This is a genomic window from Yoonia maritima (assembly GCF_002933395.1).
In the GTDB taxonomy this organism is placed as follows: domain Bacteria; phylum Pseudomonadota; class Alphaproteobacteria; order Rhodobacterales; family Rhodobacteraceae; genus Yoonia; species Yoonia maritima_A.
Genome location: NZ_PKFN01000014.1, coordinates 48618 through 73119 on the forward strand (window position 1 = coordinate 48618; position 24502 = coordinate 73119).

The window sequence follows — 24502 nt, forward strand, 5'->3', positions numbered from 1 at the left end:
TACGCCGAGACGCCCGAGTCTGCAACCCCTCCGCGTTTTGCTATTTTAAGAACGCCAAAATGCCGCCCCAAAGCAAAAACGCCCCACCTTTCGGAGGGGCGCATTAGATTGGTTAACACGGTGCGACTTACGCACCCCACCAACGCTCTGCCATGCGGCAGTTATCCATCTGCCATAGGTTACCAACAACGTCAGGCGATGCGATCCGGTTGTTCACAGCTTGTACGTAGTTCGCAAACATTGGCACCAATGCACCGCCTTCAGTGCTAAGGATTTGTTGCATTTCGCCGTATTGATCACGGCGCGTATCACTATCCAGCTCTGCACGTGCCGCAATCAATAGCTCTTGGAAGCGCGCGTTTTCCCACTTGGTATCGTTCCAAGGTGCGCCGGATTCATAAGCAGATGAGAACATCCAATCTTCTGTCGCGCGACCAGACCAGTAACACGCACAGAATGGTTTCTTCAGCCAAACGTTGGACCAGTACCCATCAGCGGGCTCCTGCACTACATTGATGTTGATCCCGCCTGCAGATGCAGATGCTTGGAACAACTGTGCCGCGTCAACTGCACCTTCGAACGCTGCGTTGGATGCAGACAGATCGATGCTAAGGCTATCAAGCCCGGCTTGCTGCAGGTGGAACTTTGCCTTGTCTGGATCGTAAGCCAGTTGTTCCATATCAGCGTTGTAGTATTGGTTCGCTGGACCGATTGGGCTGTCGTTACCAACCTGACCGTGACCAAGAAGGATCTTGTCGACCATTTCCTGACGGTTGATGCCGTACTTTAGCGCCTGACGCACGTTCACGTCATCAAATGGCGCGGTATTGGTGTGCATTGGGAAAGTATAGTGCTGGTTGCCAGTCACTTCTTGCACGCGCACAGCAGGGTTCGCGTTCAGCAGCGCTTCGCCCTTAAAGTCGATCCGGTTGATCGCATCAACCTGACCAGTCAGCAGTGCGTTCATACGTGCCGTGTTGTCGTTGATCGCGATGTATTCGATTTCATCAAAGAAACCAGCGCTGTCACCTTTGTAGTGGTTTTCATAACGCTTACCGACAAAACGTACGCCGGGATCAAATGCGACGACTTCGTACAGACCCGTACCGATACCTTTTGCAATCGCCTCTTCGATCTGACCAGCAGGGTAGATCAACAGGTGATAGTCAGACATCAGATATGGGAAATCAGCGTTGCCAGAGGCAAGCGTGAACTGAACCTGATGCTCAGTGATTTTCTTCATCTCGGTGATCGCAGAGACGATCGGCTGCGCGCCAGATTTCGAACCTTCGGCCACGTGTAGTTGAAGGGATTCAATCACATCATCAGCGCCAAAAGATTTGCCGTTGTGGAATGTCACGCCCTGACGCAGGTTGAATGTCCAAACTTTGGCATCTGGGCTTGCTTCCCAGCTTTCTGCCAATTCACCTTTGAGCGAACCGTCAGCACCGTTTTCGGTCAGACAATCAAAAACAGCGCCCATACCGGCACCGATCATGAACATATCGGCGTGCGTACGCCCGTCCCAGCTATCCGATGTGTTTGCGCCGTTTAGGCCAGCGGTGAATTTACCGCCACGTGTTTGCGCGCGCAGCGGCATACCGGACAGACCCAATACGCCAGCGGCGACACCCGTTTTCAACAGACCGCGTCTACTAATTCCATTCATTGATCGTACTCCCAGTTATCTTATTCGGGCGATATTTTGCCCGCTTATCCCATCTTAGAATGGGTGATTCGTGTTACATCTTATCGACTGCTGCGTCGCCGACGTTATCAACTCCGCGTTCTTTCAGCAGATTAGTCAGCCAATCCGGATCCATTTCAGGGACCGAGCTAAGCAATAGATCTGTGTAGGCGTGATGCGGTGGGGTAAACATGTCGGCCTTTGGGCCCTGCTCTACCACGCGACCATCTTTCATCACGACGACTTCGTCTGCAATTGCGCGCACAGTCGCGAGGTCATGTGTGATGAACATATATGAAAGTGACAAGTCGTCCTGCAATTTAGCCAACAAACGCAGGATGCCTTCGGCAACGAGTTGATCCAGCGCGGATGTAACCTCATCACAGATGATGAACTTTGGCTCGGCCGCTAAGGCACGCGCGATTCCAACCCGTTGTTTTTGACCACCCGACAGTTCTGATGGCAGGCGGTTATAGTATTCTGACGGCTCTAGCTCGATCTGTTCTAACAACTGATCGACGCGTTTGCGTTTCGCAGCACCCGTCAGCCCCAGATAAAACTGGACCGGGCGCGCGATGATCTGACCGATGGACATACGTGGGTTTAGCGCGGTGTCGGCCATCTGATAAATCATCTGCACCTGACGCAACTGATCTTTGCTGCGTTTTTTGTAACTCGCCGGCAGGGCCTCTCCGTCTAGCAAAATCTGTCCAGACGTTGGGGGCAGCAACCCGGTAATACACCGTGCAGTCGTGGATTTACCTGACCCAGATTCACCAACCACAGCGACAGTGCGGCCTTCGTGCATGTCAAAGCTAACGTCGTGCAGAACAGGGGTCGTCCCATATGCGGCATCGACATTCTGCACACTGACAACAGGCACAGCGCCGGTCGCAATCGCAGGTTTGGCCGGGCGTTCAAAGCTGCGCACAGCCCAAAGCGATTTCGTGTATTCTTGTGTTGGCGCGTCGAGCATGGTGCGGGTATCGGCGGTTTCGACCTCATCACCCTTTAGCAGCACCTTAATCCGGTCAGCCATTTGCGCCACAACGGCCAGATCATGCGTGATATAAATCGCAGCGGTGCCAAACTGATCAACGATATCGCGGATGGCCGATAACACTTCGATCTGGGTGGTCACATCTAGCGCAGTTGTCGGTTCGTCAAAAACAATCAAATCAGGACGGCATGACATCGCCATCGCGGTCATTGCGCGCTGCAATTGTCCGCCAGATACCTGATGCGGATAGCGAAAGCCGATCTCGTCCGGGTTTGGCAAACGCAGCTTGCGGTACAGCTCCATCCCGTCGGCTTCGCTTTCGGCCCGGCTCATCACGCCATGTTGCGAAGGACCTTCGACATGCTGGTCGATCAGGCGATGTGCAGGGTTAAAGCTGGCGGCGGCGGACTGCGCGACATATGCGATCCGCTTACCTAGCAATTCACGTTTGACCGCAGCAGATGCGGTCAGCAGATCAATACCGTCGAATTCAATCGTACCGTCGCTAATCCGAACGCCATCGCGGGTATAACCCATCGCGGCCAGACCCAGCGTGGATTTCCCCGCGCCAGATTCACCGATCAGGCCAAGGACCTCTCCACGAGCTAACGTTAGATCAACACCATTGATGATCGGGTTCCACATTTCGTCACTGCGGCCTTCGATCTTGACGCCGCGCATTTTCAACAGCGGTTCGGTCATTCTTTTAGCCCCGATGATTTATGCAGCATCCAGTCGACAACAAAGTTCACAGCGACGGTTAGCAGCGCAATCGCACCCGCCGCCAACAGTGGTGCAGTCGCAGCCATTGGCGCAAATTGTGCGTAGTTCACAAAACCACTTAGATCGCGAACCATCGTGCCCCAGTCGGCCAATGGCGGCTGGATACCCACACCAAGGAACGACAGTGCGGCAATGGTCAAGAACACAAAGCAAAAGCGCAGGCCAAATTCAGCAAGAAGAGGTGCAGTCGCGTTGGGCAGAATTTCTTTGAAAATGATGTAGCCAAAGCCCTCGCCACGCAGCTTTGCAGCCTCGATATAGTCCATCACAACGATGTTCTGCCCGACTGCACGCGAAAGGCGGAAAACACGCGTACTGTCGATTACAGCGATGATGATCACCATGAACACGGTGAGCGGGATACCCAGACGCGGCGCCCAGACGCTTGCGATTGTCATCAACAACAATGCAAAGATCAGTGAAGGGATCGCCATCAGCACATCGACCATGCGCGATAGCACTTGGTCCAACCAACCGCCGAATGTCGCGGCCAAGAACCCGAGCGTGCCGCCCAAGAAGAACGCCAGAAGCGTTGTTGCAAAAGCAATACCAACTGTGTTCTGCGCGCCGTAAATCAAGCGGCTCAGAATATCGCGACCAATCTGGTCCGTGCCCAATGGAAAATCAAGGTTACCACCCAACGCAGGGTCCCCACCGGGGGTGATGTTGGCGGCAACGCCCGGAATGATTTGTTCTTGGCCATATGGTGCCAGCAGGCCAGCAAAGATTGCCAAGATCGCGTAGATCAAAATGATCATGACGCCAAAGGCCGCAGTCAAAGGCATGGCGCGGAACATCTTGCGGCTCCACGCGGTGCCGACCCGACGGCCAGCAAGACGGAACAACCATGCCGCAATGGCAAAGATAATGAAACCTTCGATGCCTATGCGTAGAAAGAAGAACTTATTCGCGATGGCAGGATCACTGCTGCGACCCTGAAAATAGGCCCAGATCAACCAGCCAACGACCAAAGCCGCCAAGACATAACCGTAGGCGACACCAAACGGCATATCGCGAAACTTGGGTGCGTTCCCTGTCGCGGCCTGCCCGGCAAAGCGAAACACCCACGCCAAAGCGCCCATGCCAATCAATACTGCTGCGATCCATAGTATCATTTCGGATGCCTCAGACGTGGGTTGGACAGGATCGACATAATGTCAGCCGTCAGGTTCAGCAAAATATAAGCGGCGGCAAAGATCAGGCAGCAGGCCTGAACAACCGGAATGTCGCGGGTCTTAACGCTATCAACGAACAACTGGCCGATACCGGGGTAAACAAACACCACCTCGACCACGACAACGCCGGTGATCAGATAGGCCAAGTTCAATGCAACTACGTTGATAATCGGTGCGAGCGCATTTGGCAGCGCATGTTTAACGATCACCCGCATCGGAGACATCCCCTTAAGGCGCGCCATTTCGATGTATGGGCTGGCCAACAGATTGATGATCGCCGCGCGTGTCATACGCATCATGTGCGCCGTCACAACAAGGGTCAGTACCAGCGCAGGCAACATGGATTTGTTCAACCGTTCGCTAAACGCCATCCCGTCATAAATATTCGACAAGGATGGAAAGATCGGGTTCAGCACAGCAAGGAACAAGATCAAGACATAGGCCAGAAAGAATTCAGGGCTAGAGATCGACGTGAGCGTGAAAATGTTCGCAGCGCGATCAAACACCGAATTGCGATAAAGCGCGGCCAAGATACCCAAAGTGACAGCCAGAGGGACCGCAATGACAGCAGTTACCGCCGCAAGGAACATCGTGTTGGCGAAACGTGGTCCGATCTGTTGCGCCACCGTTTTTACGCCAGATGTTGTGCCACTAAAGCTGGCAGCGTTTGCGCTAGCAAAACTTGCACCAAAATCACCCTGAACAACACCGCCCAACCAATCAAAATACCGCGTAATCATTGGCTGATCTAAACCAAGATCACGGCGAATTGCCGCAACGGATTCTTCGGTGGCGCCTTGCCCCAAAATCGCTTGCGCGAAATCGCCGGGCAGCATGTTCACTGCAACAAAGATCACCACTGATACGATAAGCAAAGTAAGCAAGCCCAGCGCAAGACGCTGCATGATAATCTTTAGGACATTGTCCAAAATAACGTGTTCCCAGTTAGTTAGACGTAACAGTAACGGCTAGAATTCAGCTGTAAACCCTAAAGACCCAAGAAGTCCCCTTTGGCGCTGAACATATCCATGCTGCGGACGAGCTCTGCGCTAATGCCCGGTTCGGACAATGCGTGACCAGCACGGCCAACCATCGTCAACCGGGAATTCTGCCATAGTTTCGATAGCTTATGCGCAGATGTCGGCGGACAAATCATGTCGTAACGACCCTGCACAATGACCCCCGGAATATGCGCAATTTTCGCCATCTGATCGGGGTGCAAAATTTGTTGGTTTTCCGCCAAAAATCCGCTGTTGACGAAATAATGGTTCTCGAGCCTTGCAAATGCACGGGCATATTCAGCCGGCGCTTCACCTGTTACCCCATCGCTATCAATCGCGGCCAACGCGTTTTCCCAAGCCGCCCATGCACGGGCATGTTTAACTTCTTCAGAACGGTCGCCACCGAATAAACGACGGTGATATGCGGCGATAAGATCATCATGTTCATCTTCGGGGATCAAAGATGTAAAGCGGTCCCACAAATCTGGCCAGAACTTGCCCGCGCCGCCGCCATAGAACCAGTCTAGCTCTGGCTGTGTCATCAAGAAAACACCGCGCAGGGCCAAGCCCAATACATGGTCCGGATGCGCTTGGGCATAGATCAAAGAAAGTGTCGCGCCCCAGCTTCCGCCGAAGACCACCCATGAACCGATCTCTAGAACAGATCGGATCATTTCGATATCAGCGACCAAGTGCCAAGTTGTATTTGCCTCTACGCTCGCATGGGGGCGTGACCGACCGCACCCGCGTTGATCGAACAGCACCACGCGATAGACCGCCGGGTCAAAATATCGGCGCATTGCTGGGCTACAGCCGCCACCCGGACCCCCATGAAGCACGACAACAGGTATACCATTCGGGTTCCCGCATTGTTCAACATAGATCTGATGCCCATCGCCCACGTCCAGCATTTGCCGATCAAATGGGTCAATGGGCGGGTAAAGATATGCGTATGCGCTCTTTTGTCCTACGACTTTGTCCATAATCATCCTATATCGCGTCTAAGAAGCACTGACCATCCGGAGCAAGCGCATGTCTGCCACCAACACCGTCGACCCATCTGAAATCGCCAAGTTCGAAGCCATGGCAGCAGAATGGTGGGATCTGAACGGAAAGTTCAAGCCATTACATATGATGAATCCGGTGCGTTTGGATTATATCACGCGCCAAATCGCCGCTGAATTCGGGCGTGACTTGACCGAACCCAAGCCGTTCGAGGGCCTGCGCATACTAGATATCGGCTGCGGTGGTGGGTTACTTTGCGAACCCATGGCACGGTTGGGCGCGACTGTCGTAGGCGCTGACGCAGCGGCGGGAAATATTCCGGTCGCTATGGTGCACGCCGAACAATCCGGGCTGGATATCGACTATCGTCACGTGACTGCCGAGGCATTGGCTGACGCTGGAGAGCAATTTGATGCCGTGCTAAATATGGAAGTGGTCGAACATGTTGCAGATCCGCTTGGCTACCTGACCGCCTGCCAGCAACTATTGAAACCCGGCGGCATTCATATTTGTTCTACCATCAACCGAAACCCAAAATCCTTTGCAATGGCGATTGTCGGGGCAGAGTGGGTCATGCGTTGGCTACCCAAAGGTACCCATGAATGGGCCAAGTTCATCACACCGGATGAACTGTTTTCATTGATTAAAAATGCAGGAATGACCCCCGTTGACCGGAAAGGTTTCGTATTCAACTTTGCCCGTTTCACATGGTCGATATCAGACCGCGATTTATCCGTGAATTATGTCACAGCCGCAACAAAGCCAATTACTTAATGCTACTCGAGCTCACTTAGCTTTAGACGTAATTCACGAAGAACGGGCAAGGCAATGCGCACCTTGTCTGCGCCAACTTTATCAACAACTTCGGCGATGACAGGCGCGATAGCGGCCAGCGCGGCGTCTCGGGCTGCTTGGCCTGCCGGGCTAATTGAAACCATCTTGCGACGTGCATCATCCCAATCCGGACGAATATGCACCCAACCGGCGCGTTCCAATTTGTTGACAGTATTGGTCATAGCACCGCGCGTCAGGTGAAACGTTTTTGCCAGTTGCGCCGGTGTGCGTTCCATCCCGGCATGACCAAGTTGGTTCAGAACCGAAAAATGCGATAGCTCCATGCCCTTAGGCAATACCCGCGCGACACTTGCCCGCGCCAATTGGTCGACAACAAGAATCTCACTAAATAGTGAAACAGCGAGATTATTCGTGGTTTCCGACATTAAGGCCCTTCAAAGGCCCTGTCTTGAGTAAGGGCCGCAATACGTTTCCGGCTTTCTGCCACTTCTGATAGGTCAATATCAACCATTGCGATGCCCGGCGCCGAGCCAGAATCCGCTAACACTTCGCCCCAAGGTGAAATTGCGAGCGAATGCCCATAGGTCCGTCTGGGTTTTCCTGTCGAGGATGCGTGTTCACCTGTCTGTGCCGCAGCCAAGATGTACGACCCGGTTTCAATAGCGCGGGCACGCAATAGAGATTCCCAATGGACGGCACCTGTGACGGGCGAAAATGCAGATGGAACAAGAATAACGTCCGCTCCACCCTGCGCTAGCGCGCGGTAGAGATACGGGAAACGGACGTCAAAGCAGATGCTTAGCCCCAGCTTTGCGAACGGTGTTTCTGCGACAACCGCCCGCGAACCGGGACGATAACCTGCAGATTCATTATAAACTTCGGTCTCAGACACCGCGACATCAAACATGTGAATTTTGTCATACCGAGCGACGACCTCGCCCTCTGGGTTGATCAAGAAGGATCTATTCGCAAATCGCCCATCCACATCATCCGTTTTCAGCGCGAGCGACCCAATCGACAGCCAGACGCCGTTGTCTTTTGCAGCAGCGCATAACCCTGCAAGCGTTAGGTCGTCTTCCTCGTGCTGCAAGACTTCTTGCTGTTGTTGTCGGCTTTGCGAAATGCAATTCGTGACTTCCGGCGTCAAAACAAAACCCGCGCCCAACGAAGCGGCGCGCGCGACGAGGTCAACCGTTCCGGGCAGGTTTGCTTCCGGAGAATCGCTGACATTGAGTTGTAAAAGTGCGGCCTTCATCAGGCCAGCATAGCATCCAACTTACCACTTCGATCAAGCCCCATCAGATCATCACAGCCACCGATATGATTTCCTTCAATAAAAATCTGCGGAACAGTGCTGCCACCATTCGCGCGCTGGATCATTTCGGCGCGTCGATCAGGCTGGGCCAGAATATCGACCTCAGCAAAGCTCACGCCTTTGGCCGTCAAAAGACGCTTTGCCATATGGCAAAACCCGCAAGTCGATTTTGTGTAAATCTCAACAGTTTTCATCGCTTCATCCTTAGTACAGTTACCCTGCATCTAAGCGTCTTTGACAACTCGTGCCAGTGTAACAATAGACACATGTGTGGCACCAGCAGTCTTTGCAGCCTCTGCGCTGGCGGCCAAGGTTGCACCGGACGTCATTACATCGTCCACAACTAATACTGACTTTCCCGCGATTAAATTGGTCCGCTTTGGGTTTGGGACAATCGCACCGGAAAGCGCAGCAAAACGTTCGTCGCGGCTATGCCCCTCAAGTGGTTTGGTCTTTTTCGACCGCACCAAAGCATCAGCACAAACAGGAACACCCAGTTCCCGCCCCAGTGCAGTCGCGAGCAACGCAGCCTGATTATAGCGCCGTTTCACACGGCGTACCCAATGCAACGGTACTGGCACCAAAACTGTGTCGTCATGTATAAGCGGGCGAACCATACGCGACAGCCATATTGCTGCAGGTCGCGCGAGATCAGTGCGATCCCCGTGCTTAAAACCAAGCACCAGCTGGCGACCAATACCAGTGTATATTAATCCTGCCCGTCCACGATCCCACGGTCGCGCAATCGTCATGCAATCATCACATTGTTCGATTGCGCCTGTATCTTCGCCCGGAAGCGGCGCGCCACACGTGTCGCAAATAAGTCCGCCAATAAACTGCGTTTCACGCCAACAATCACCACAAAGTCCAAATTCAGATTCCGTTTGTGCGTCACATGCGACGCATTGCGCAGGGTAGATTGCTCTGATCACGCTTTGCATTCGCATGTTTGCACCCTAGATGGAGGGCATGGAAAATATGCCCGTACTTGTTGACCGCCTCGCCCTACAACGTAATCGCGCCCGCGCGGACGCGGATGCGCTGTTCTTGCACGAAACATTGGCCGCTGAGCTGCAAGAAAGACTGAACGAGGTTAACAGAACCTTTACGTCCGTCGCGATCGTTACTGGATTTCCTGATTTTTGGGCGCAGGCCTTTCCAAACGCGACCATTTTGGCGGACGACGATACTCTATCGGCGCAACCCGAAACCCATGATCTGATTTTACACGTTATGGCGCTGCATTGGTCAAACGATCCTGTCGGGCAACTTGTCCAGTGTCGGCATGCGCTGAAACCCGATGGATTATTACTTTGCGGGTTCTTGGGCGGCCAAACGCTGCATGAACTGCGCGCATCATTGGCAGAAGCCGAAGCCATCGTCGCCGGAGGGATATCGCCACGTATCGCACCGATGGGCGAAATTCGTGATCTAGGCGCGTTGCTACAGCGCGCGGGTTTTGCACTGCCTGTTGCAGACGCCACACCGCTGACTGCAAGCTATGCTAACGCATTTCATCTTATGCACGATTTGCGCAAAATGGGCGAAGCCAACGCGCTAGACGCGCGGGTTAAACACATGACACGTCGCAACGTGATGACCGAAACCGCAAGCATTTACGCCGAACACTTTGGCAACGATGATGGTAGGGTTGATGCAACATTTGAATTGATCACCCTAACCGGCTGGTCACCGGGCGAAGGGCAGCAACAACCACTACGTCCCGGCAGCGCGACGACCCGGCTTGCCGATGCGCTAGGCGCGACAGAAACGCCCTTAGATCAATCCAAAGATTGACCTCGCACGTAAACTATTTAACTCCGCTCTAAACATCTGTTCCAAAAGGCCACGCACATGTCAGATAAATCGCAGCCTGCAACCTGCCCTGCCCACGCCCCAACTAACCATCCAAAGATCAAACCTGAGAAGGTGGGTATTCTATTGGCAAACCTTGGAACACCGGACGGCACCGATTATTGGTCGATGCGGCACTATCTGAATGAATTTCTGTCCGACAAACGGGTTGTCGATTACCCCGCATGGAAATGGCAACCAATCCTACAACTGATCATTCTGACGATCAGGCCTTCGAAATCCGGCGCTGCATATAAAACCATTTGGAACAACGAAGCAGACGAAAGCCCACTGCTGACGATCACCAAACAGCAGACCGCAGCGATCAAAGCAAAAATGGAAGAACGCTATGGCGATAATGTCATGGTCGATTTTTGCATGCGGTACGGCAACCCTTCGACCAAATCCAAAGTCCGTGAAATGACCGAGGCAGGTTGTACCAAAATTCTATTCTTCCCACTTTACCCACACTATGCTGGGGCAACATCGGCAACCGCGAACGATCAATTTTTCCGCGCTCTAATGGAAGAAAAATGGCAACCTGTCGCCCGTGTCGTAGAACCATATTTCGCAGACCCCGCGTATATTGATGCGCTCGCGAAATCCGTGGAAAAGGCCTACGCAAACGCTGACAAAAAACCTGAAAAGCTGATCTGCTCGTACCATGGCGTGCCAGAACGCTATTTGCATGAGGGTGATCCATATCACTGCCACTGCCAGAAAACGACACGCCTACTAAAGGAACGTCTTGGCTGGGAAGACACCCAGATCATGACGACATTTCAGTCAATTTTCGGTCGCGAAGAATGGCTAAAGCCATACACGGTAAAAGAAGTCGCCAGACTAGCAAGCGAAGAAGGCGTCAAAGATATCGCTGTTTGCGCACCCGCTTTCTCGGCTGATTGCATCGAAACGCTGGAAGAAATTAACGAAGAGATCAGAGAAAGCTTTGAGCACGCAGGCGGCGAAGGGTTCACATATGTGCCTTGCCTGAATGATAATCCTGATCACATCGACGCGCTATCTGGCGTGATCGAACGGAATTTACAAGGTTGGCTTGAATAGAATCACCCAGCCCAATTAAGGCCAATCCGGATCATCAACGCCCTCATTTAGAGCGTTGATGGATACAATGATTATTAATTATACATTATTGTAAACATAGGTTATTGTTTGTAGGCGATTTTTTGCTTGCTGGCCGCATTCCCACCACATTTATCCGGCAAACATTGACTTGAGTTTTGGGGAAGGCGCTCGTTTTGGCGTGCGCATTTAGAAGATATGACAACGGCGACGCCAGAAAAGAACCTTACCAATTCGCCCACCCGTGGCGAGGCTCTTCCTAATGGGACTGTTCTGCTTGGCGACCAATTCACCATTAAACGGCGTCTTGGGAATGGTGGATTTGGTATTACCTATCTTGCCCAAGATAATTATCTGGATCGCAGCGTTGTCGTAAAGGAATGCTACCCCGAAGTATTTTGTCGCCGTGACGGCAAAAACGTCTATGTGCGGTCCGACAGGCATTACGAAAAATACCGGTCAATCGTTGAAATGTTCATGCGAGAAGCACGAACAATCGCAAAAATGCGGCACCCGAATGTTGTCGGTGTTCACCGGATTTTTGAAGACAATGAAACCGCCTATATGATCCTAGATCTTATTGATGGCCGCGATCTTTTGGACATCATCAAAGACAAAGAACAAAATCTAAAACCAAAGCAAGTCAAAGACATACTGATCAAGCTGCTTGATGCTGTTGATCTTGTTCACCGCCAAGATCTACTTCATCGCGATATTTCGCCAGATAACATCTTGCTAGATAAATGGGGTAATCCCGTTCTGATCGACTTTGGCGCAGCCAGAGAAGAAGCAAGCCGCGAAACCCGCGAACTTTCTGCTGTTCTAGTCGTCAAAGACGGATACTCACCGCAGGAATTCTATTTCGCGGGTGGAAAACAAAGCCCCAGCAGTGATCTCTACGCGCTTGGTGCTTCGTTCTATCATCTCATCTCTGGCAAAGCCCCGCCCAATAGCCAAACACGCATGGCTGAATTTGCCAGCCAAAACCCAGACCCATGCGAACCGCTCGCCGGGCGATTTGACGAATACGATCGGACATTTTTGGAAGCAATCGACAAAGCCATGTCGATATTACCAAAAGACCGGATCCAATCAGCACGAGAATGGTCTGATCTTATTGATGGTGACCAACGAAGCCGCATTAAGCCTTTGTTGCTTAAGCCAAGCGATAACCTAGGTCAGGTTTTGACACGGCTTGTGTCTGAAACAAACGAATATGTGTTGAATTCAGAACCTCGGGAAAACACCCGTAAACCGCAACCTGTTTCTACGCCGAAAAAGAAAATTCCAGATTGGGTGCACGAATTCAACGAAGAAACGTCTAGGTCGATTGAGCGTTCAAAAGCGCGCGCGCGCACCAAGACCAGCGAAATTCCTATTTATACCCCACCGACACCAACAGCATATGGGCATAATAAGTCTCGTATTGGCGCATGGTTCACGCGGCGTTTCAGCTCTTAAATTAGTAAGACCTGTGTGCCAACTTTTGCATAGCCAAACAGCTCTGCGATCTGTTCATTGTACAGGCCAATGCACCCGTTAGACGACCGCCGACCAATCTTGCGTGTGTCGTGCGTACCGTGGATGCGGTAATATTGCCAAGATAGGTAAAGAGCATGCGATCCCAATGGGTTATCTGGACCCGGACCAATAAATTCAGGCCACTCAGGGTTACGGATACGCATTGCCGGCGTCGGCGCCCAGCTAGGGCCTTCGACCTTGCGCGTTACTTCAGTACGGCCAGTGCGGGTCAGGTCATCTGTCAGCGGAACGCTCGTAGGGTAGAGCTTGTATATCGCTTGATCTTCAGACCAATAGTGCAGCGCACGCGATTGAATATCGACTAAGATAGCGCCGTTATTCAGGTTGCTGAAATATGGCTGCCAATCAAGCGAACGAAAACTAGAAATGTTGCGTTGAACTTGCTGCGATAGATCGCTTTCAATTTCGGTTGAATTGGCCGTTTGTGCCGCAGCACCGGTGCCGATCATAGCTGCACCTGCGGCCAAAAACGCACGACGTGACAGATCATTTCTCATTTCGGTCTCCGGTTCGGAATGAACTTCTTTCAATCCTGCAATCTAATGTGTCTGGTCAGTCACTGCAATTCAAACAAATGTCAGATGGATGTAAGTGACGCAATGTGGGTTTGAAGTGTTCCGCTGATGTCGCTAATGATGGAAAATGCAATCGAGTTAGGTAACTAATGTACAGACGTGAGATGATCCTAGGGCTTGCGGCCACCACCTTGGCCGCCTGTGACCCGCAACGTGCTTTGGGTCCTGATGGATTACCTGTGCAGACTGTCTACCGGATCACCAGCAAAGACGAAGCGGCCGTTCAATTCAGAATGCTAGACAGCGTAAACTCGCTTCGTGGCACATCTGGCGCGGCACCTGTTGAATTGAATGCACAGTTAAACGCAGCCGCAGCGACACATGCGCGTGATATGTCTGCACAGAACCGACCATGGTTATTCGGATCAGATGGATCCAGCCCGCTTGACCGTGCACGTCGCGCTGGGTTCCCCGGTAGGTTGCTGGGCGAAAACATTTCGGAATCTTATGAAACCGAATTGCAGACCCTTGCCGCATGGATGGGACAACCTGATACGCGTGCCGTGATCTTGGACCCGGCAGCGCGTTCAATGGGTTTCTCTTGGTATCAAGAACCCGCGGGTAAACTTTGGTGGTGTATGAACATGGGCAGCGACCCAACGGTATCACAACCGATCGCCCCGATCACATTCTAAGCGTAGATCGTTACTAAGGTACCTGTCTGGACCATCGCATAAACGTCATCCATTTCTTTGTTTGAAATGGCGATGCACCCCCAGGTCCAATCTGCCTTCCCGACCCACGGATCAGGTGTGCCATGGATAAAAATATCACCGCCTGGGTCCAACCCTTGACTGCGTGCATAAGCAACATCATTGGCATTCGGGTAAGAAATGCCCAATGATAAGTGATATCTACTGTTCGGGTTGCGGCGGTCGATCAAGTACGACCCTTCGGGCGTGCGTCCATCGCCTTCGTGCACCTTGTGCCCTTCGGGTGAGAAACCCAACTGGAATCGAAATTCACGTAAAAGCTGGTTTTGATGCAATAACTGCATCGTACGCTGTCCTTTAAGGACCTGAATGCGGGTCACCTGCGGCCCGCTATAAACTTCTGGTCCTGCGCTACAGCCGGCCAAACCTGCTGCCGCGCCAACCATTACTGATCGTCTTGAAATCATATCACTGCCTACTTGTACCGGTCTTCGCCGTTTTTAAGCAATTTAACCCTACATTGTGGCAAAAGGTAGGAAATTCTAGCAGTTTACCCTCATTTTCGTGTGAATGGGGCGACGATCTCTACGTGGGGGGACCAGCGGAACTGATCCACTGTTTGCACCCAAGGCATGCTAAACCCAACGTCTGTCAGCATTTTTGCATCGCGGGCAAATGTGATAGGGTTACACGATACCATCGCGATTGTTTTAATCTCGGAACGGGCCAATGCCTCGATCTGGGCTTCGGCACCAGCACGCGGCGGATCAATCACCGCAGCATCAAAGTGGCGCAGCTCGTCTGGTTCTAGCGGACGGCGGAATAGATCGCGCGTTTCAGTTGTCACTTTGCGCAGCTGATGACCTTCGCGCCAACCACGATCAAGCGCATTCAGCATTTCAGCCTCGCCCTCAACGGCGTGAACTTCGGCCCGTTTAGCGATGGGCAGTGTGAACGTGCCGCATCCCGCAAACAGATCAACGACACGGTTCGCCTTGGCCGTAATTTCTTCGACGGCTTGCAGCAGCGTAGTTTCGCCGTGCTTTGTTGCCTGCAAAAAAGCGCCCGGAGGAGGCGTCACCTTTGTTCCGCCAAAATCTTGGTTCGGCGCATTTATGGTCACGACAGGTTCGTCGTTCCAGACCAGACGCGACAAACCATGCTGGTTTGCGAATGCCGCCAATTCAACACGTAACTGCGGTGTTAGCTCTTTGTCCGTCGCAACAAATACATCCGGACCAAGCGCAGCATCGGTCACTGTCAGGTCAATCTCGCCTTTGCGCGAACACGCCAAGACGGTCAACGCCTCTAGCGCGGGCTGAATGGCCAACAGCGCAGGTGTGACCAGCTGGCAATCAGGCACAGCGACCAAAGTATGCGATGCGCGACCGTGAAACCCGACCATCGCGCCCTTTTTGGTACGGCGCCCAGAAAGCTTTGCACGACGACGAGACCGCGCTGGTGAAGTCGCCACTGCGCGGAAATCAGGCGCAAGCCCATGTGCATGAACAGCCTTTTGTACGATGCCCAGCTTCCAGTCGGCGACGAATTCATCGGTCGCGTGTTGCATCGCGCATCCACCGCAAGATTTGTAATGTCGGCACGATGCCGCAACGCGGTCGGTCGACGGTGTCACAATCCGCACTGTACCGTCTTGGGCAACTTCGACTTCTTCACCGGGAAGAACACGGGGTAGCAAAGACCGCCCATCAGATGCGCGCCCCATGCCAAGGTGAGTCAGGCTATCAATCGTTAACATTATTCCGCCGCATCTTTCGCATCTATGAAACCACCAGACTGCCTATTCCAGTAACGGGCATAAAGCCCACCTTTGGCCAGCAAGTCGTCGTGCGTTCCTTGTTCAACAACGCGGCCCGCGTCAAGCACGATGATGCGGTCCATTTGCGCCAACGTAGACAAGCGGTGGGCAATCGCGATCACTGTCTTACTGTCCATAATAGACTCTAATGCGCCTTGAATCGATGCTTCTACTTCGGAATCGAGAGCACTTGTCGCCTCATCCAGCACCAAAATCGGGGCATCTTTTAGAATGGCACGGGCTATCGCGATCCGTTGCCGTTGGCCGCCAGACAGCTTTACGCCACGTTCACCAAGATGCGCATCATAGCCTTTGCGCCCTTTGTGATCGACCAACTGCAGAATAAATTCATGCGCCTCAGCTTGTTTGGCAGCTGCTTCGATTTCGTCTTGGGTCGCGTCTGGTTTGCCATAGCGAATGTTATCAATCGCAGACCTGTTAAACATCGCGGTTTCTTGGGTGACCATCGCGATCTGACGGCGCAAGCTTTCTTGGGTGACACCCCGGATGTCTTGTCCGTCAATCGAAACAACGCCTTCTTCGGTGTCGTAAAGACGCAGTAGCAAAGCCACCAATGTCGATTTCCCAGCCCCAGACGCACCAACCAAACCCAACTTTTCGCCCGGTTCAACGGAGAGGTTCACACCATCGAGCCCACCGGGCCCGCCACCATACCGAAAACTGACGTCTTGTAGGGCAATCGCGCCTTGATCCGCGTTCAGCTCCGCAGCGTCAGAAGCATCGGTCAATGAATGCGCAGGGCTAAGAGTATGCATCGCATCTTCAAGCTCGCCCACGTTGGCGTACATGCCCATCAACGTAAAGCTGACCCATCCGGTCATCTGTGACAAACGCAAAGAAATCGCACCAGCTGCGGCAATGTCACCCGCCGTTGCTGAACCCAAACTCCAGAAATACAGCGTCGCGCCGACCAAAATGATTGGAAGCAACCCGCCCAGCGCCATAAGCCAAAACCGAAAGGTCGCCGACAGCCAGCCATAATTTATTGCCCGATCACGGTAGTTTTCCATGGACTCGATCGCGGCGCGGTCTTCGAAATCATCGTGGGCGAACAGCTTTACGGTTTTGATGTTCGTGATGGTATCAACCACCTGCCCTGTGACCATCGCGCGCGTTGCAGCACGTGCCGTGGCGCGTTTACGAATGCGAGGCATGAAATATTTGATCATACCGATATAGGCGACCACCCATAGCGTCAGAACCGCGGCGGACCGCATATCCATTGTCAGCAACAAAATGATCGACCCAACAAGCGACGCTAGCGCAAAGGCAACAGTGTGGATCATATCGACCACCAAATCCGTTGCCGCTCTGGCCGCTTGCATCTGCTTTTGCGCAATACGGCCGGCAAAATCATCGTCAAAGAATGTGACAGACTGACCAATCGAATGCCGATGCAATCGCGACAAAATGAGGTTGCTGAGGGATGGCGCGATGACCACGTTTTGAAGAAACCCGGACACACCTAGGAAAACCGGGCGTACGACCACAAAGAATAAGGTGACACCAAGCAACAGCATCATGTTTTGCGAAAAATACGATTCAGCATCAGACGCAAGGGCCGCGTCGATAACCCACCCCAACATCAAAGCAGTGGCGACTTCTAATGTTCCCGCTAAAGCAGACACTATTCCAGCCAAAAGCACTACTTTTATGCTGCCTTGTACACACCATTTTAGGAACGCCAACAAGGTCTGTGGGGGCGGCCCATCGGCGGGTTCGAACGGATCGATCCAGTTCTCTGGTTTCATTCTATGTCCTGCTCAAATTATCCTAAGAACCCACCAGATTGACGGGCCCAGAACCGCGCGTATTGCCCATTCGCTGCTAACAAATCGTCGTGGCTGCCGTCTTCGATGATACGGCCGTGATCCATAACGATAATGCGATCCATCTGCGCGATGGTCGAAAGCCGGTGAGCGATGGCAATAACCGTTTTACCTTGCATCATCCCATAAAGGGTCTGCTGGATCGCGGCTTCGACCTCACTATCTAGCGCGCTTGTCGCTTCGTCCAGTAACAAGATCGGCGCGTCTTTCAGAATAACCCGCGCGAGCGCGATACGCTGCCGTTGACCACCCGAAAGTTTAACACCGCGTTCACCAACGCGTGCATCATAACCCTTATTGCCTTCAGCGTCCTCAAGTCCCTGAATGAATTCGTGGGCTTCGGCTTTTTGGGCTGCGGCGATCATCTGCTCTTTGGTGGCATTTGGGCGTCCATACAGGATGTTTTCACGTACAGACCGATGCAACAGCGATGAATCCTGTTGTACCATCCCGATAACGCGCCGCAGGCTTTCTTGGCTCACAGACGCAATATCCTGTCCGTCAATGACAATGCGCCCTTCTTCCGCGTCGTAAAAGCGTAGCAACAGCTTAACCAGCGTCGACTTGCCTGCACCAGATTGCCCAACAAGGCCGACCTTTTCGCCCGGCGCGATCGTCAGGTTGATGTTATCTAAACCGCCGCTTTCCTTACCATAGTGATGGGACAGGCCGGAAATCTCTACCTCGCCTGCACCCATTTTTAAGGCACCAGCGCTATCGTCATCCAACAACCGAATAGGCTGCGCGATGGTTTTCATCCCTTCAGCGACGACACCCAGTTCACGGAAAAAGTTGCTGATTGCCCACATGATCCAGCCGGACATCGCATTCAGACGCAGCGCCAACGACGTCGCGACAGCTACAACCCCAACAGAGGCAACACCCTGCATCCACAAATAGATCGCCCAGCCAACGACCCCAACGATGAGTAGACCGTTCAAGATCATCAATGCCACGTCCATGATCGTGTAAAGACGCATCTCTGCTTGGAACGTACTGCGCGCCTTTTCGATTGCGTCTTTTGCATAGGCAACTTCACGGTCGTGATGCGCGAACATCTTGACCGAGTGAATGTTGGTATAGCTATCGACAACGCGTCCGGTAATCGCACTGCGCGCGTTTGATGAAGCCTCTGACGCGGGGCCAATACGTTTCACAACCCAACGCAAAAGAAACGCGTAGGGTATGAACCAAAGTGCAAGCGGCACGATAAGCCACGCGTCAGCCTGCCCCAACAAAATCGCCGCACCTATCACATAGGCAATCGCAAATGTTATCGCGTCGAATAGCTGAAACACGACCTCGCCCGCGGCTGGGGGTGTTTGCATTATCCGGTTGGCAATACGGCCTGCAAAGTCATCCTCGAACCATCCGACGGATTGCCGCAGGACATGTTTATGTGCACGCCACCGCACCAGCGTCGCAAAATTTGGTAAAATCGTGTTATTGAGCAGTAAAACTTGGAAAATATAGATGGCCGGCCGCAATGTCAGGATAAACACGGCAACGAGGATAAGCTCTAGCCCGCTTTGTATCCAAACCTGTTCAGGGGTACCACCCGACAAAATGTCGACAAGCCGGCCAAGATAGCCAAGCAACCAAATCTCGACCGCGGCGATAACTACAGACGCGACTGCCGTAGTGGCAAACACACCCATGAATGGCTCTGCGTATTGCCGCAAAAATGGATAGAGCCGCGTGGGCGGCACATCGGTTTCTTGATAGGTGGTATAAGGATCGACCAGACCTTCGAAATAACGAAACATAGACCTGCCTTTCGGATACGCGAAAGACATAGCAAGGTTTCAATCAGAGGAAAACCAGCACCGAAAAACCGACCAATGCCACAGCCATAATCCGCATAAATATGCGCCAAGCGGCCTGGTTGGTCAGAAGATAGGCAAGCAAACTGCCCGCAGTCGCCCAAAACAAACAAACCCCAAGGTTCAAACCCGAAAACATTAAGCCAAGTGTGACGGCCTGATCTGTCGGCGAAGCGCCAGCGACATATGCGGTCGCGCTAAGTGCCACTGCCCAGACTTTAGGATTTACCCACTGAAACAATACAGCCTCAAGGAACGTAAACGGTCGATCCCCACCTTGGCTTTTCGCCGGATCAGCACGCCACAGATTGAAAGCCATCCATAGTATCCACACGCTGGCGACAATCTTAAGGACAATCTCAAGCGTTGGGTGGGCCTTTAACAGGGCGCCAATACCAAATCCGGTGACACCCGCGGTAACTCCAACGCCCAGCGCCACACCCAAAATGTGTGGAACCGTGCGCCTAAACCCAAAGCGCGCACCAGATGCCGTCAGCAATATGACATTCGGGCCCGGTGAAAACAGCCCAAAGAACACAAACCCAAATAAAGGGATTAGTTCACTCAAGCAGGTCAGCCTTAGTCAGTGTAAACCCCGATGCAATCCATCGTGCCTCTGCGTTTTTTAAAGCCTGACCTAACGCCGGCCCTTGTAGGTTTGGCATGAGATCAGCAGCCTTAAGCGGGAACACTTGTTCAGAAGAAAAATTTGCTAATTTAACATTATTAGGATCGATTTCTTGACCCAGACTTGCGGCTTGTACAGCCAAGTAATCTAGCGCGGCTTGGTGACCAAATCGATACCCCTGTTCGTTCAAGCTCAGATCGCTGTGCATGTTCTTTAGCCGCTTGCCTTCGTCTTTTGACAATCGCAACGCAGATACGTCGCCACCCAAAACGGCCAAACGGCGGATTGGATCGGGATGCATTGCCGCCTGCCCTTCGACGTGAACCAACACAGCCAACATACCTGCATTCGCACCGGGAAGCACCTGTGCTAACCCGCCTGTCGAAGCCATAGAAGCAACTGATGGCGCAGGATTAGGTGCGAATAATAATTTCAACAGCTCACTTGTGACCCGTTCAGCTGAAAGCGTTTGTAAACCTTCAATATTTTCGGCGCAGGCCGCCAGCGCATCAGGGTCTGGCCCTTCATCCATCGCACCATACCACGCGTGGAACCGGAAATACCGCAAGATGCGTAGGTAATCCTCTTTGATCCGCTGATCGGCGTCTTCGATAAACCGAACCCTGCGGGCAAACAGATCAGGCAATCCACCCAGTGGATCAACGACTACACCGTCAGGTCCGACATAAAGGGCATTCATCGTAAAATCACGACGACGGGCGTCATCAACCATATTATCAGCAAATGCTACGGTTGCTCGACGCCCATCCGTTGCCACATCTCGGCGAAAAGTTGTCACCTCAAAAGGGACGTTTTCCGCAATAATAGTGACTGTTCCGTGTTCAATCCCAGTTGGGATAACGCTTAAACCTGCCGCCTTTGCAAGCTTTGTCACGATATCAGGATGCGCGTCCGTTGATAGATCAAGGTCGGCAACGGGAGCATCCAAAATCGCATTACGAACGCAACCGCCGACAAACCACGCCTGATAACCCGCATCGGTCAAAACGCTACAAACCTGCTGTGCTGCTTTGTCGTTTAGCCAAGGTGCATCAATCACGGTCATGACAGACGCTCTGCTAATCCACGCAAAACGCGAGCCGTTGCACCCCAAATGTAATATGGACCATATGGAACGGCATAGTATTCTCGCCTTTGACCACGCCAATAACGGCCTTCAATCCGATAGTTTTCGGGATTGACTAGATGTGATAGTGGAACTTCAAACACTTCGCTGACTTCGCCTGCTTCCGGAACAGGATCGTATTCTGCTGTCAGTATGCCAACAATCGGTGTCATTTCATAGCCCGTCACAGTTTGATGCGTCGGTAGCGCACCCAAAATATCCACGACGCCATACGGCAACCCAATTTCTTCATTCGCCTCACGCAGTGCCGCATCCGTCAGCGAAGGATCTGTTGGGTCTTTCTTGCCACCAGGAAATGCAATTTGCCCCGGATGATGCTTTAATCGTGCCGACCGTTTCGTGAGAATAACAGTCTCTAACTTAGGGCGAATAGCCACAAGTACGGCAGCAGGAGTTTGGGTTAGGTTCGCAGGCCGGATCGATTTATTCAGATCAAAATCAGACGATGCGCCGCCCGTGTTGGACAGCGCATCGCGAATACGGGTGCGTAGATCAGGCACCGTCATCCTTGGCCTCAAAACCCAGTGTCGCTGGATCAAAGACATAGTGCGCACCACAGAACTGACAATCAGCGGTCACTGTGCCTTCTTCTGTCGTCATCGTTCCAATGTCTTTTGCAGAATAGATCGAAAGACTTTGGCGAACCCGATCATCGGAACATGTACATCCAAACTGAACCGGTTGCGCATCAAAAACGCGCGGTTGCTCTTCGTGGAATAGACGCAACAACAAATCAGTCGGCGTTACTGACGGACCAATCAATTCAATTTCTTCAACTGTATCAAGCAGCGCGTTGGCACGTGTCCAATTTTCGGTTTCGTCTTCGTTCAAAATATCAGTGGCTTCCAATAGACCGTCTTCGCCCGATCCACCTTCGCCTTTTGCAAACGGAGATGCCTTTGGCATGTGTTGCAACATAACGCCGCCCGCACGCCAATGCGTACCTTCACCCGGTATTTGCGATTGACCGAATGTCAGTGAAAACCGTGTTGGCAGCTGCTCGGACTGCGCAAAATATGTTTCAGCGCATGCAGACAAAGAAGCTCCCGCAATTGGCGTAACACCCTGATAGGGAGTCATATCCTGACCTTGGTCGATCAAAATAGCGAAATACCCTTTGCCAATTTGGCTAAACGCGTCAGCATTCAAATCTATGTTTTCTTTATCGTAAGACGCATAGGCGCGGACGCTTGCAGGCGCACCGTCTTCGCTTGGGCTATAATAGTCTGTCGCGATCAATCGAACAGGGCCATCGCCACGCACTTGCAACGACAGCTTCCAACGTGTTTTCATCGATTGGCCGATCATCGCGGTCAGCAAAGCCATTTCGGCGACCATGCCTTCGATCATCGGTGGATAGTCGTGCTGCGACAGCACTTGTTCCAGCACGCCATCAAGCCGCGCCACCCGTCCACGGATGTCGGATGCATCAAGTTGAAAAGGCAGGACGGTATCGTCCCAAGCGATTTTAGCGCTGAGGCTCATAGGGTTTCCTTACATGTCAGGAATTGGCATACCGCGCCTATATAGTCAGGACAAGCCACGGTCCAAGGGGTAAGTGATGATCAAACGCTATGGAAATAGCCCAAAACCGGGTCAAAACTATGTTTTGCGCCCCGGAGCCTATGCAATTTTGCCCCGCGAAGGGCAATTGTTGCTAACTTACCAAGGCGACACACACCATGAATTCCAGCTTCCCGGCGGTGGTATCGACCCCGGAGAAAGCGCCATTCAAGCGCTACATCGCGAAGTATTCGAAGAAACCGGCTGGCGCATTGCGAAACCCATGCGGTTAGGGGTTTTCCGGCGGTTCGTTTATATGCCGGAATATGGGATCAACGCCGAAAAGATCTGCCATATCTATCTGGCCCGCCCCGTACGGCCGCATGGCCCCCCATCAGAGGCAGGCCATGAAGCCGTTTGGATGAACCCACGCGACGCCGTTCAAAAAATCGCGAACGATGGCGACGCCGCGTTTATCGCTGGGTTAATCAATTAGCGGACGGCCTTCGATCAGGTGACCATATAGCGTTGTTAGAACACTAACGCCGACCATAAGTGTTACCCATTGAATAAAAATATTGACGACCAAGCCCAGCATTGGACTTAAATCATACAAACCTTGCGTCGCTATATTTACAACAAAACTGATAACCAAAATGATCATCACGATCCCAACGATGACTCCGCTAAACGGTGATGTCGCGCTCCACGCGTCACGAACAGCTACCGGCTGACCAACAGCAATAGATGGCAGCGAAACACCGATACGGAACCAAATCACAGACAGAACAACAGTCACGACGTACTCTGCAATCAGGCCCACGATCGGCGATACGGCACTCGCTCCTAATATAATCAGTAAACCGCCGATCGCGGCCATAAATATGATAAGTGCGCATAACAGCGTGCGCCCGATATATGGCCAAATCGGGCGACCCGCCGTTGCCGGAAGCAAACCGCTATATTCTTCAAGTAAAATAAACCTGTGCCATGAAACGGCAACCCAGGACGCGACGAAAAGCGTTGCAATCAAAAGCGCCAGAACCGAAAAAATAACTGCTCCTCCCGAAAATCCGACCTGATCGGCTGGCACTCGTCCCCCTGACGCAAGCAGATCAAGACCCGCCGAAATTCCCAACGTTTTAAACGCACCATAAAAGAAGACAATTAACAGCAGATAAGGCCCAACCGACACACGCAAAGCCTGGCCCAAGTTGCCAAAAATCATAGCAAACGCGTGCCGTATAATCTGAAGTGACATGAC

At 52.5% G+C, this 24502-nt stretch carries 25 protein-coding genes; 6 read left to right on the top strand and 19 right to left on the bottom strand.

The window, feature by feature from the left end:
- Window positions 1-127: 127 nt before the first annotated feature.
- The 5 genes from CYQ09_RS17130 to pip all read right to left on the bottom strand — a co-directional run bounded on the left by CYQ09_RS17130 (window position 128) and on the right by pip (window position 6629).
- Complete coding sequence (locus CYQ09_RS17130; RefSeq protein ID WP_106746616.1) at window positions 128-1669, bottom strand: ABC transporter substrate-binding protein; 1542 nt, start codon at window positions 1667-1669, stop codon at window positions 128-130.
- 73 nt (window positions 1670-1742) lie between these two features.
- The gene (locus CYQ09_RS17135) at window positions 1743-3389 is read right to left on the bottom strand and encodes an ABC transporter ATP-binding protein (protein ID WP_106746617.1); all 1647 of its coding nucleotides are present in this window, start codon (window positions 3387-3389) and stop codon (window positions 1743-1745) included.
- Window positions 3386-4585 (bottom strand): ABC transporter permease, encoded by a 1200-nt coding sequence (locus CYQ09_RS17140; RefSeq protein ID WP_204353983.1) that lies wholly within the window; start codon window positions 4583-4585, stop codon window positions 3386-3388. Before CYQ09_RS17140 ends, CYQ09_RS17135 begins: the two co-directional genes overlap by 4 nt.
- A complete protein-coding gene (locus CYQ09_RS17145; protein ID WP_106746618.1) occupies window positions 4582-5574 on the bottom strand; it encodes an ABC transporter permease in 993 nt (330 codons plus the stop codon). Before CYQ09_RS17145 ends, CYQ09_RS17140 begins: the two co-directional genes overlap by 4 nt.
- 59 nt (window positions 5575-5633) lie before the next feature.
- The gene (gene pip, locus CYQ09_RS17150) at window positions 5634-6629 is read right to left on the bottom strand and encodes a prolyl aminopeptidase (RefSeq protein WP_106746699.1); all 996 of its coding nucleotides are present in this window, start codon (window positions 6627-6629) and stop codon (window positions 5634-5636) included.
- 49 nt (window positions 6630-6678) lie between these two features.
- Here pip and ubiG point away from each other — a divergent pair, with 49 nt between their 5' ends.
- Window positions 6679-7425 carry a bifunctional 2-polyprenyl-6-hydroxyphenol methylase/3-demethylubiquinol 3-O-methyltransferase UbiG gene (gene ubiG / locus CYQ09_RS17155; RefSeq protein ID WP_106746619.1) on the top strand — a complete coding sequence of 249 codons (747 nt, stop codon included), beginning with the start codon at window positions 6679-6681 and terminating at the stop codon, window positions 7423-7425.
- A gap of 2 nt (window positions 7426-7427) precedes the next feature.
- Here ubiG and CYQ09_RS17160 read toward each other — a convergent pair whose 3' ends face one another.
- Genes CYQ09_RS17160 through CYQ09_RS17175 form a run of 4 tightly spaced genes read right to left on the bottom strand, consistent with a single transcriptional unit; the run spans window position 7428 to window position 9708 of the window.
- On the bottom strand, window positions 7428-7871 hold the full coding sequence (locus CYQ09_RS17160; protein ID WP_106746620.1) for a MarR family winged helix-turn-helix transcriptional regulator: 444 nt from the start codon (window positions 7869-7871) through the stop codon (window positions 7428-7430).
- Complete coding sequence (locus CYQ09_RS17165) at window positions 7871-8701, bottom strand: carbon-nitrogen hydrolase family protein (RefSeq protein ID WP_106746621.1); 831 nt, start codon at window positions 8699-8701, stop codon at window positions 7871-7873. The genes CYQ09_RS17160 and CYQ09_RS17165 overlap by 1 nt, the downstream gene beginning before the upstream one ends.
- On the bottom strand, window positions 8701-8955 hold the full coding sequence (gene grxC, locus CYQ09_RS17170; protein WP_106358680.1) for a glutaredoxin 3: 255 nt from the start codon (window positions 8953-8955) through the stop codon (window positions 8701-8703). The genes CYQ09_RS17165 and grxC overlap by 1 nt, the downstream gene beginning before the upstream one ends.
- Window positions 8956-8985: 30 nt before the next feature.
- Window positions 8986-9708: a double zinc ribbon domain-containing protein gene (locus tag CYQ09_RS17175; protein ID WP_106746622.1), complete on the bottom strand. Its 723-nt coding sequence runs from the start codon at window positions 9706-9708 to the stop codon at window positions 8986-8988.
- A gap of 22 nt (window positions 9709-9730) precedes the next feature.
- Here CYQ09_RS17175 and CYQ09_RS17180 point away from each other — a divergent pair, with 22 nt between their 5' ends.
- The 3 genes from CYQ09_RS17180 (at window position 9731) to CYQ09_RS17190 (ending at window position 13159) form a co-directional block, all read left to right on the top strand.
- Complete coding sequence (locus CYQ09_RS17180; protein ID WP_106746623.1) at window positions 9731-10558, top strand: methyltransferase domain-containing protein; 828 nt, start codon at window positions 9731-9733, stop codon at window positions 10556-10558.
- A 57-nt stretch (window positions 10559-10615) separates the two neighbouring features.
- Entirely contained in the window at window positions 10616-11680 is a 1065-nt protein-coding gene (gene hemH / locus CYQ09_RS17185) for a ferrochelatase (protein ID WP_106746624.1), read from the top strand.
- Between the two features lie 216 nt (window positions 11681-11896).
- Window positions 11897-13159, top strand: coding sequence for a serine/threonine protein kinase (locus CYQ09_RS17190; protein ID WP_106746625.1), 1263 nt, complete (start codon window positions 11897-11899; stop codon window positions 13157-13159).
- Here the strand turns inward: CYQ09_RS17190 and CYQ09_RS17195 are convergent.
- Window positions 13156-13737, bottom strand: a complete 582-nt coding sequence (locus tag CYQ09_RS17195) for a L,D-transpeptidase (RefSeq protein ID WP_106746700.1) — start codon at window positions 13735-13737, stop codon at window positions 13156-13158. The genes CYQ09_RS17190 and CYQ09_RS17195 overlap by 4 nt on opposite strands.
- A gap of 167 nt (window positions 13738-13904) precedes the next feature.
- On the opposite strand from CYQ09_RS17195, the gene CYQ09_RS17200 reads away from it, so the two are divergent.
- A complete protein-coding gene (locus CYQ09_RS17200) occupies window positions 13905-14450 on the top strand; it encodes a CAP domain-containing protein (protein ID WP_106746626.1) in 546 nt (181 codons plus the stop codon).
- Here CYQ09_RS17200 and CYQ09_RS17205 read toward each other — a convergent pair.
- The 8 genes from CYQ09_RS17205 to CYQ09_RS17240 all read right to left on the bottom strand — a co-directional run bounded on the left by CYQ09_RS17205 (window position 14447) and on the right by CYQ09_RS17240 (window position 23220).
- Window positions 14447-14935 (bottom strand): L,D-transpeptidase family protein, encoded by a 489-nt coding sequence (locus tag CYQ09_RS17205; protein WP_106746627.1) that lies wholly within the window; start codon window positions 14933-14935, stop codon window positions 14447-14449. The genes CYQ09_RS17200 and CYQ09_RS17205 overlap by 4 nt on opposite strands.
- Window positions 14936-15024: 89 nt before the next feature.
- Window positions 15025-16227 carry a class I SAM-dependent RNA methyltransferase gene (locus CYQ09_RS17210; RefSeq protein WP_106746628.1) on the bottom strand — a complete coding sequence of 401 codons (1203 nt, stop codon included), beginning with the start codon at window positions 16225-16227 and terminating at the stop codon, window positions 15025-15027.
- On the bottom strand, window positions 16227-18059 hold the full coding sequence (locus tag CYQ09_RS17215; RefSeq protein WP_106746629.1) for an ABC transporter ATP-binding protein: 1833 nt from the start codon (window positions 18057-18059) through the stop codon (window positions 16227-16229). The genes CYQ09_RS17210 and CYQ09_RS17215 overlap by 1 nt, the downstream gene beginning before the upstream one ends.
- A gap of 17 nt (window positions 18060-18076) precedes the next feature.
- Entirely contained in the window at window positions 18077-19903 is a 1827-nt protein-coding gene (locus CYQ09_RS17220; protein ID WP_106746630.1) for an ABC transporter ATP-binding protein, read from the bottom strand.
- Window positions 19904-19946: 43 nt separating this feature from the next.
- A complete protein-coding gene (locus CYQ09_RS17225; protein ID WP_106746631.1) occupies window positions 19947-20528 on the bottom strand; it encodes a LysE family translocator in 582 nt (193 codons plus the stop codon).
- Window positions 20521-21654: a CCA tRNA nucleotidyltransferase gene (locus CYQ09_RS17230; RefSeq protein WP_106746632.1), complete on the bottom strand. Its 1134-nt coding sequence runs from the start codon at window positions 21652-21654 to the stop codon at window positions 20521-20523. The genes CYQ09_RS17225 and CYQ09_RS17230 overlap by 8 nt, the downstream gene beginning before the upstream one ends.
- Window positions 21651-22235, bottom strand: coding sequence for a CoA pyrophosphatase (locus tag CYQ09_RS17235; RefSeq protein WP_106746701.1), 585 nt, complete (start codon window positions 22233-22235; stop codon window positions 21651-21653). The genes CYQ09_RS17230 and CYQ09_RS17235 overlap by 4 nt, the downstream gene beginning before the upstream one ends.
- Complete coding sequence (locus CYQ09_RS17240; RefSeq protein WP_106746633.1) at window positions 22228-23220, bottom strand: Hsp33 family molecular chaperone HslO; 993 nt, start codon at window positions 23218-23220, stop codon at window positions 22228-22230. Before CYQ09_RS17240 ends, CYQ09_RS17235 begins: the two co-directional genes overlap by 8 nt.
- Window positions 23221-23296: 76 nt before the next feature.
- Between CYQ09_RS17240 and CYQ09_RS17245 the strand changes: the two genes are divergently transcribed.
- On the top strand, window positions 23297-23734 hold the full coding sequence (locus CYQ09_RS17245) for an NUDIX hydrolase (protein ID WP_106746634.1): 438 nt from the start codon (window positions 23297-23299) through the stop codon (window positions 23732-23734).
- On the opposite strand, the gene CYQ09_RS17250 is transcribed toward CYQ09_RS17245, so the two are convergent.
- Entirely contained in the window at window positions 23723-24499 is a 777-nt protein-coding gene (locus tag CYQ09_RS17250) for a hypothetical protein (RefSeq protein WP_162617711.1), read from the bottom strand. The genes CYQ09_RS17245 and CYQ09_RS17250 overlap by 12 nt on opposite strands.
- Between the last annotated feature and the right edge of the window lie 3 nt (window positions 24500-24502).

Excerpts from the sequence above, each read along its gene's own strand:
- CYQ09_RS17130 (WP_106746616.1), bottom strand. The coding sequence starts at position 1,669 with ATGAATGGAATTAGTAGACGCGGTCTGTTGAAAACGGGTGTCGCCGCT.
- CYQ09_RS17135 (WP_106746617.1), bottom strand. The coding sequence starts at position 3,389 with ATGACCGAACCGCTGTTGAAAATGCGCGGCGTCAAGATCGAAGGCCGC.
- CYQ09_RS17140 (WP_204353983.1), bottom strand. The coding sequence starts at position 4,585 with ATGATACTATGGATCGCAGCAGTATTGATTGGCATGGGCGCTTTGGCG.
- pip (WP_106746699.1), bottom strand. The coding sequence starts at position 6,629 with ATGGACAAAGTCGTAGGACAAAAGAGCGCATACGCATATCTTTACCCG.
- ubiG (WP_106746619.1), top strand. The coding sequence starts at position 6,679 with ATGTCTGCCACCAACACCGTCGACCCATCTGAAATCGCCAAGTTCGAA.
- CYQ09_RS17160 (WP_106746620.1), bottom strand. The coding sequence starts at position 7,871 with ATGTCGGAAACCACGAATAATCTCGCTGTTTCACTATTTAGTGAGATT.
- CYQ09_RS17165 (WP_106746621.1), bottom strand. The coding sequence starts at position 8,701 with ATGAAGGCCGCACTTTTACAACTCAATGTCAGCGATTCTCCGGAAGCA.
- grxC (WP_106358680.1), bottom strand. The coding sequence starts at position 8,955 with ATGAAAACTGTTGAGATTTACACAAAATCGACTTGCGGGTTTTGCCAT.
- CYQ09_RS17175 (WP_106746622.1), bottom strand. The coding sequence starts at position 9,708 with ATGCGAATGCAAAGCGTGATCAGAGCAATCTACCCTGCGCAATGCGTC.
- CYQ09_RS17180 (WP_106746623.1), top strand. The coding sequence starts at position 9,731 with ATGGAAAATATGCCCGTACTTGTTGACCGCCTCGCCCTACAACGTAAT.
- hemH (WP_106746624.1), top strand. The coding sequence starts at position 10,616 with ATGTCAGATAAATCGCAGCCTGCAACCTGCCCTGCCCACGCCCCAACT.
- CYQ09_RS17190 (WP_106746625.1), top strand. The coding sequence starts at position 11,897 with ATGACAACGGCGACGCCAGAAAAGAACCTTACCAATTCGCCCACCCGT.
- CYQ09_RS17195 (WP_106746700.1), bottom strand. The coding sequence starts at position 13,737 with ATGAGAAATGATCTGTCACGTCGTGCGTTTTTGGCCGCAGGTGCAGCT.
- CYQ09_RS17200 (WP_106746626.1), top strand. The coding sequence starts at position 13,905 with ATGTACAGACGTGAGATGATCCTAGGGCTTGCGGCCACCACCTTGGCC.
- CYQ09_RS17205 (WP_106746627.1), bottom strand. The coding sequence starts at position 14,935 with ATGATTTCAAGACGATCAGTAATGGTTGGCGCGGCAGCAGGTTTGGCC.
- CYQ09_RS17210 (WP_106746628.1), bottom strand. The coding sequence starts at position 16,227 with ATGTTAACGATTGATAGCCTGACTCACCTTGGCATGGGGCGCGCATCT.
- CYQ09_RS17215 (WP_106746629.1), bottom strand. The coding sequence starts at position 18,059 with ATGAAACCAGAGAACTGGATCGATCCGTTCGAACCCGCCGATGGGCCG.
- CYQ09_RS17220 (WP_106746630.1), bottom strand. The coding sequence starts at position 19,903 with ATGTTTCGTTATTTCGAAGGTCTGGTCGATCCTTATACCACCTATCAA.
- CYQ09_RS17230 (WP_106746632.1), bottom strand. The coding sequence starts at position 21,654 with ATGACCGTGATTGATGCACCTTGGCTAAACGACAAAGCAGCACAGCAG.
- CYQ09_RS17240 (WP_106746633.1), bottom strand. The coding sequence starts at position 23,220 with ATGAGCCTCAGCGCTAAAATCGCTTGGGACGATACCGTCCTGCCTTTT.
- CYQ09_RS17245 (WP_106746634.1), top strand. The coding sequence starts at position 23,297 with ATGATCAAACGCTATGGAAATAGCCCAAAACCGGGTCAAAACTATGTT.
- CYQ09_RS17250 (WP_162617711.1), bottom strand. The coding sequence starts at position 24,499 with ATGTCACTTCAGATTATACGGCACGCGTTTGCTATGATTTTTGGCAAC.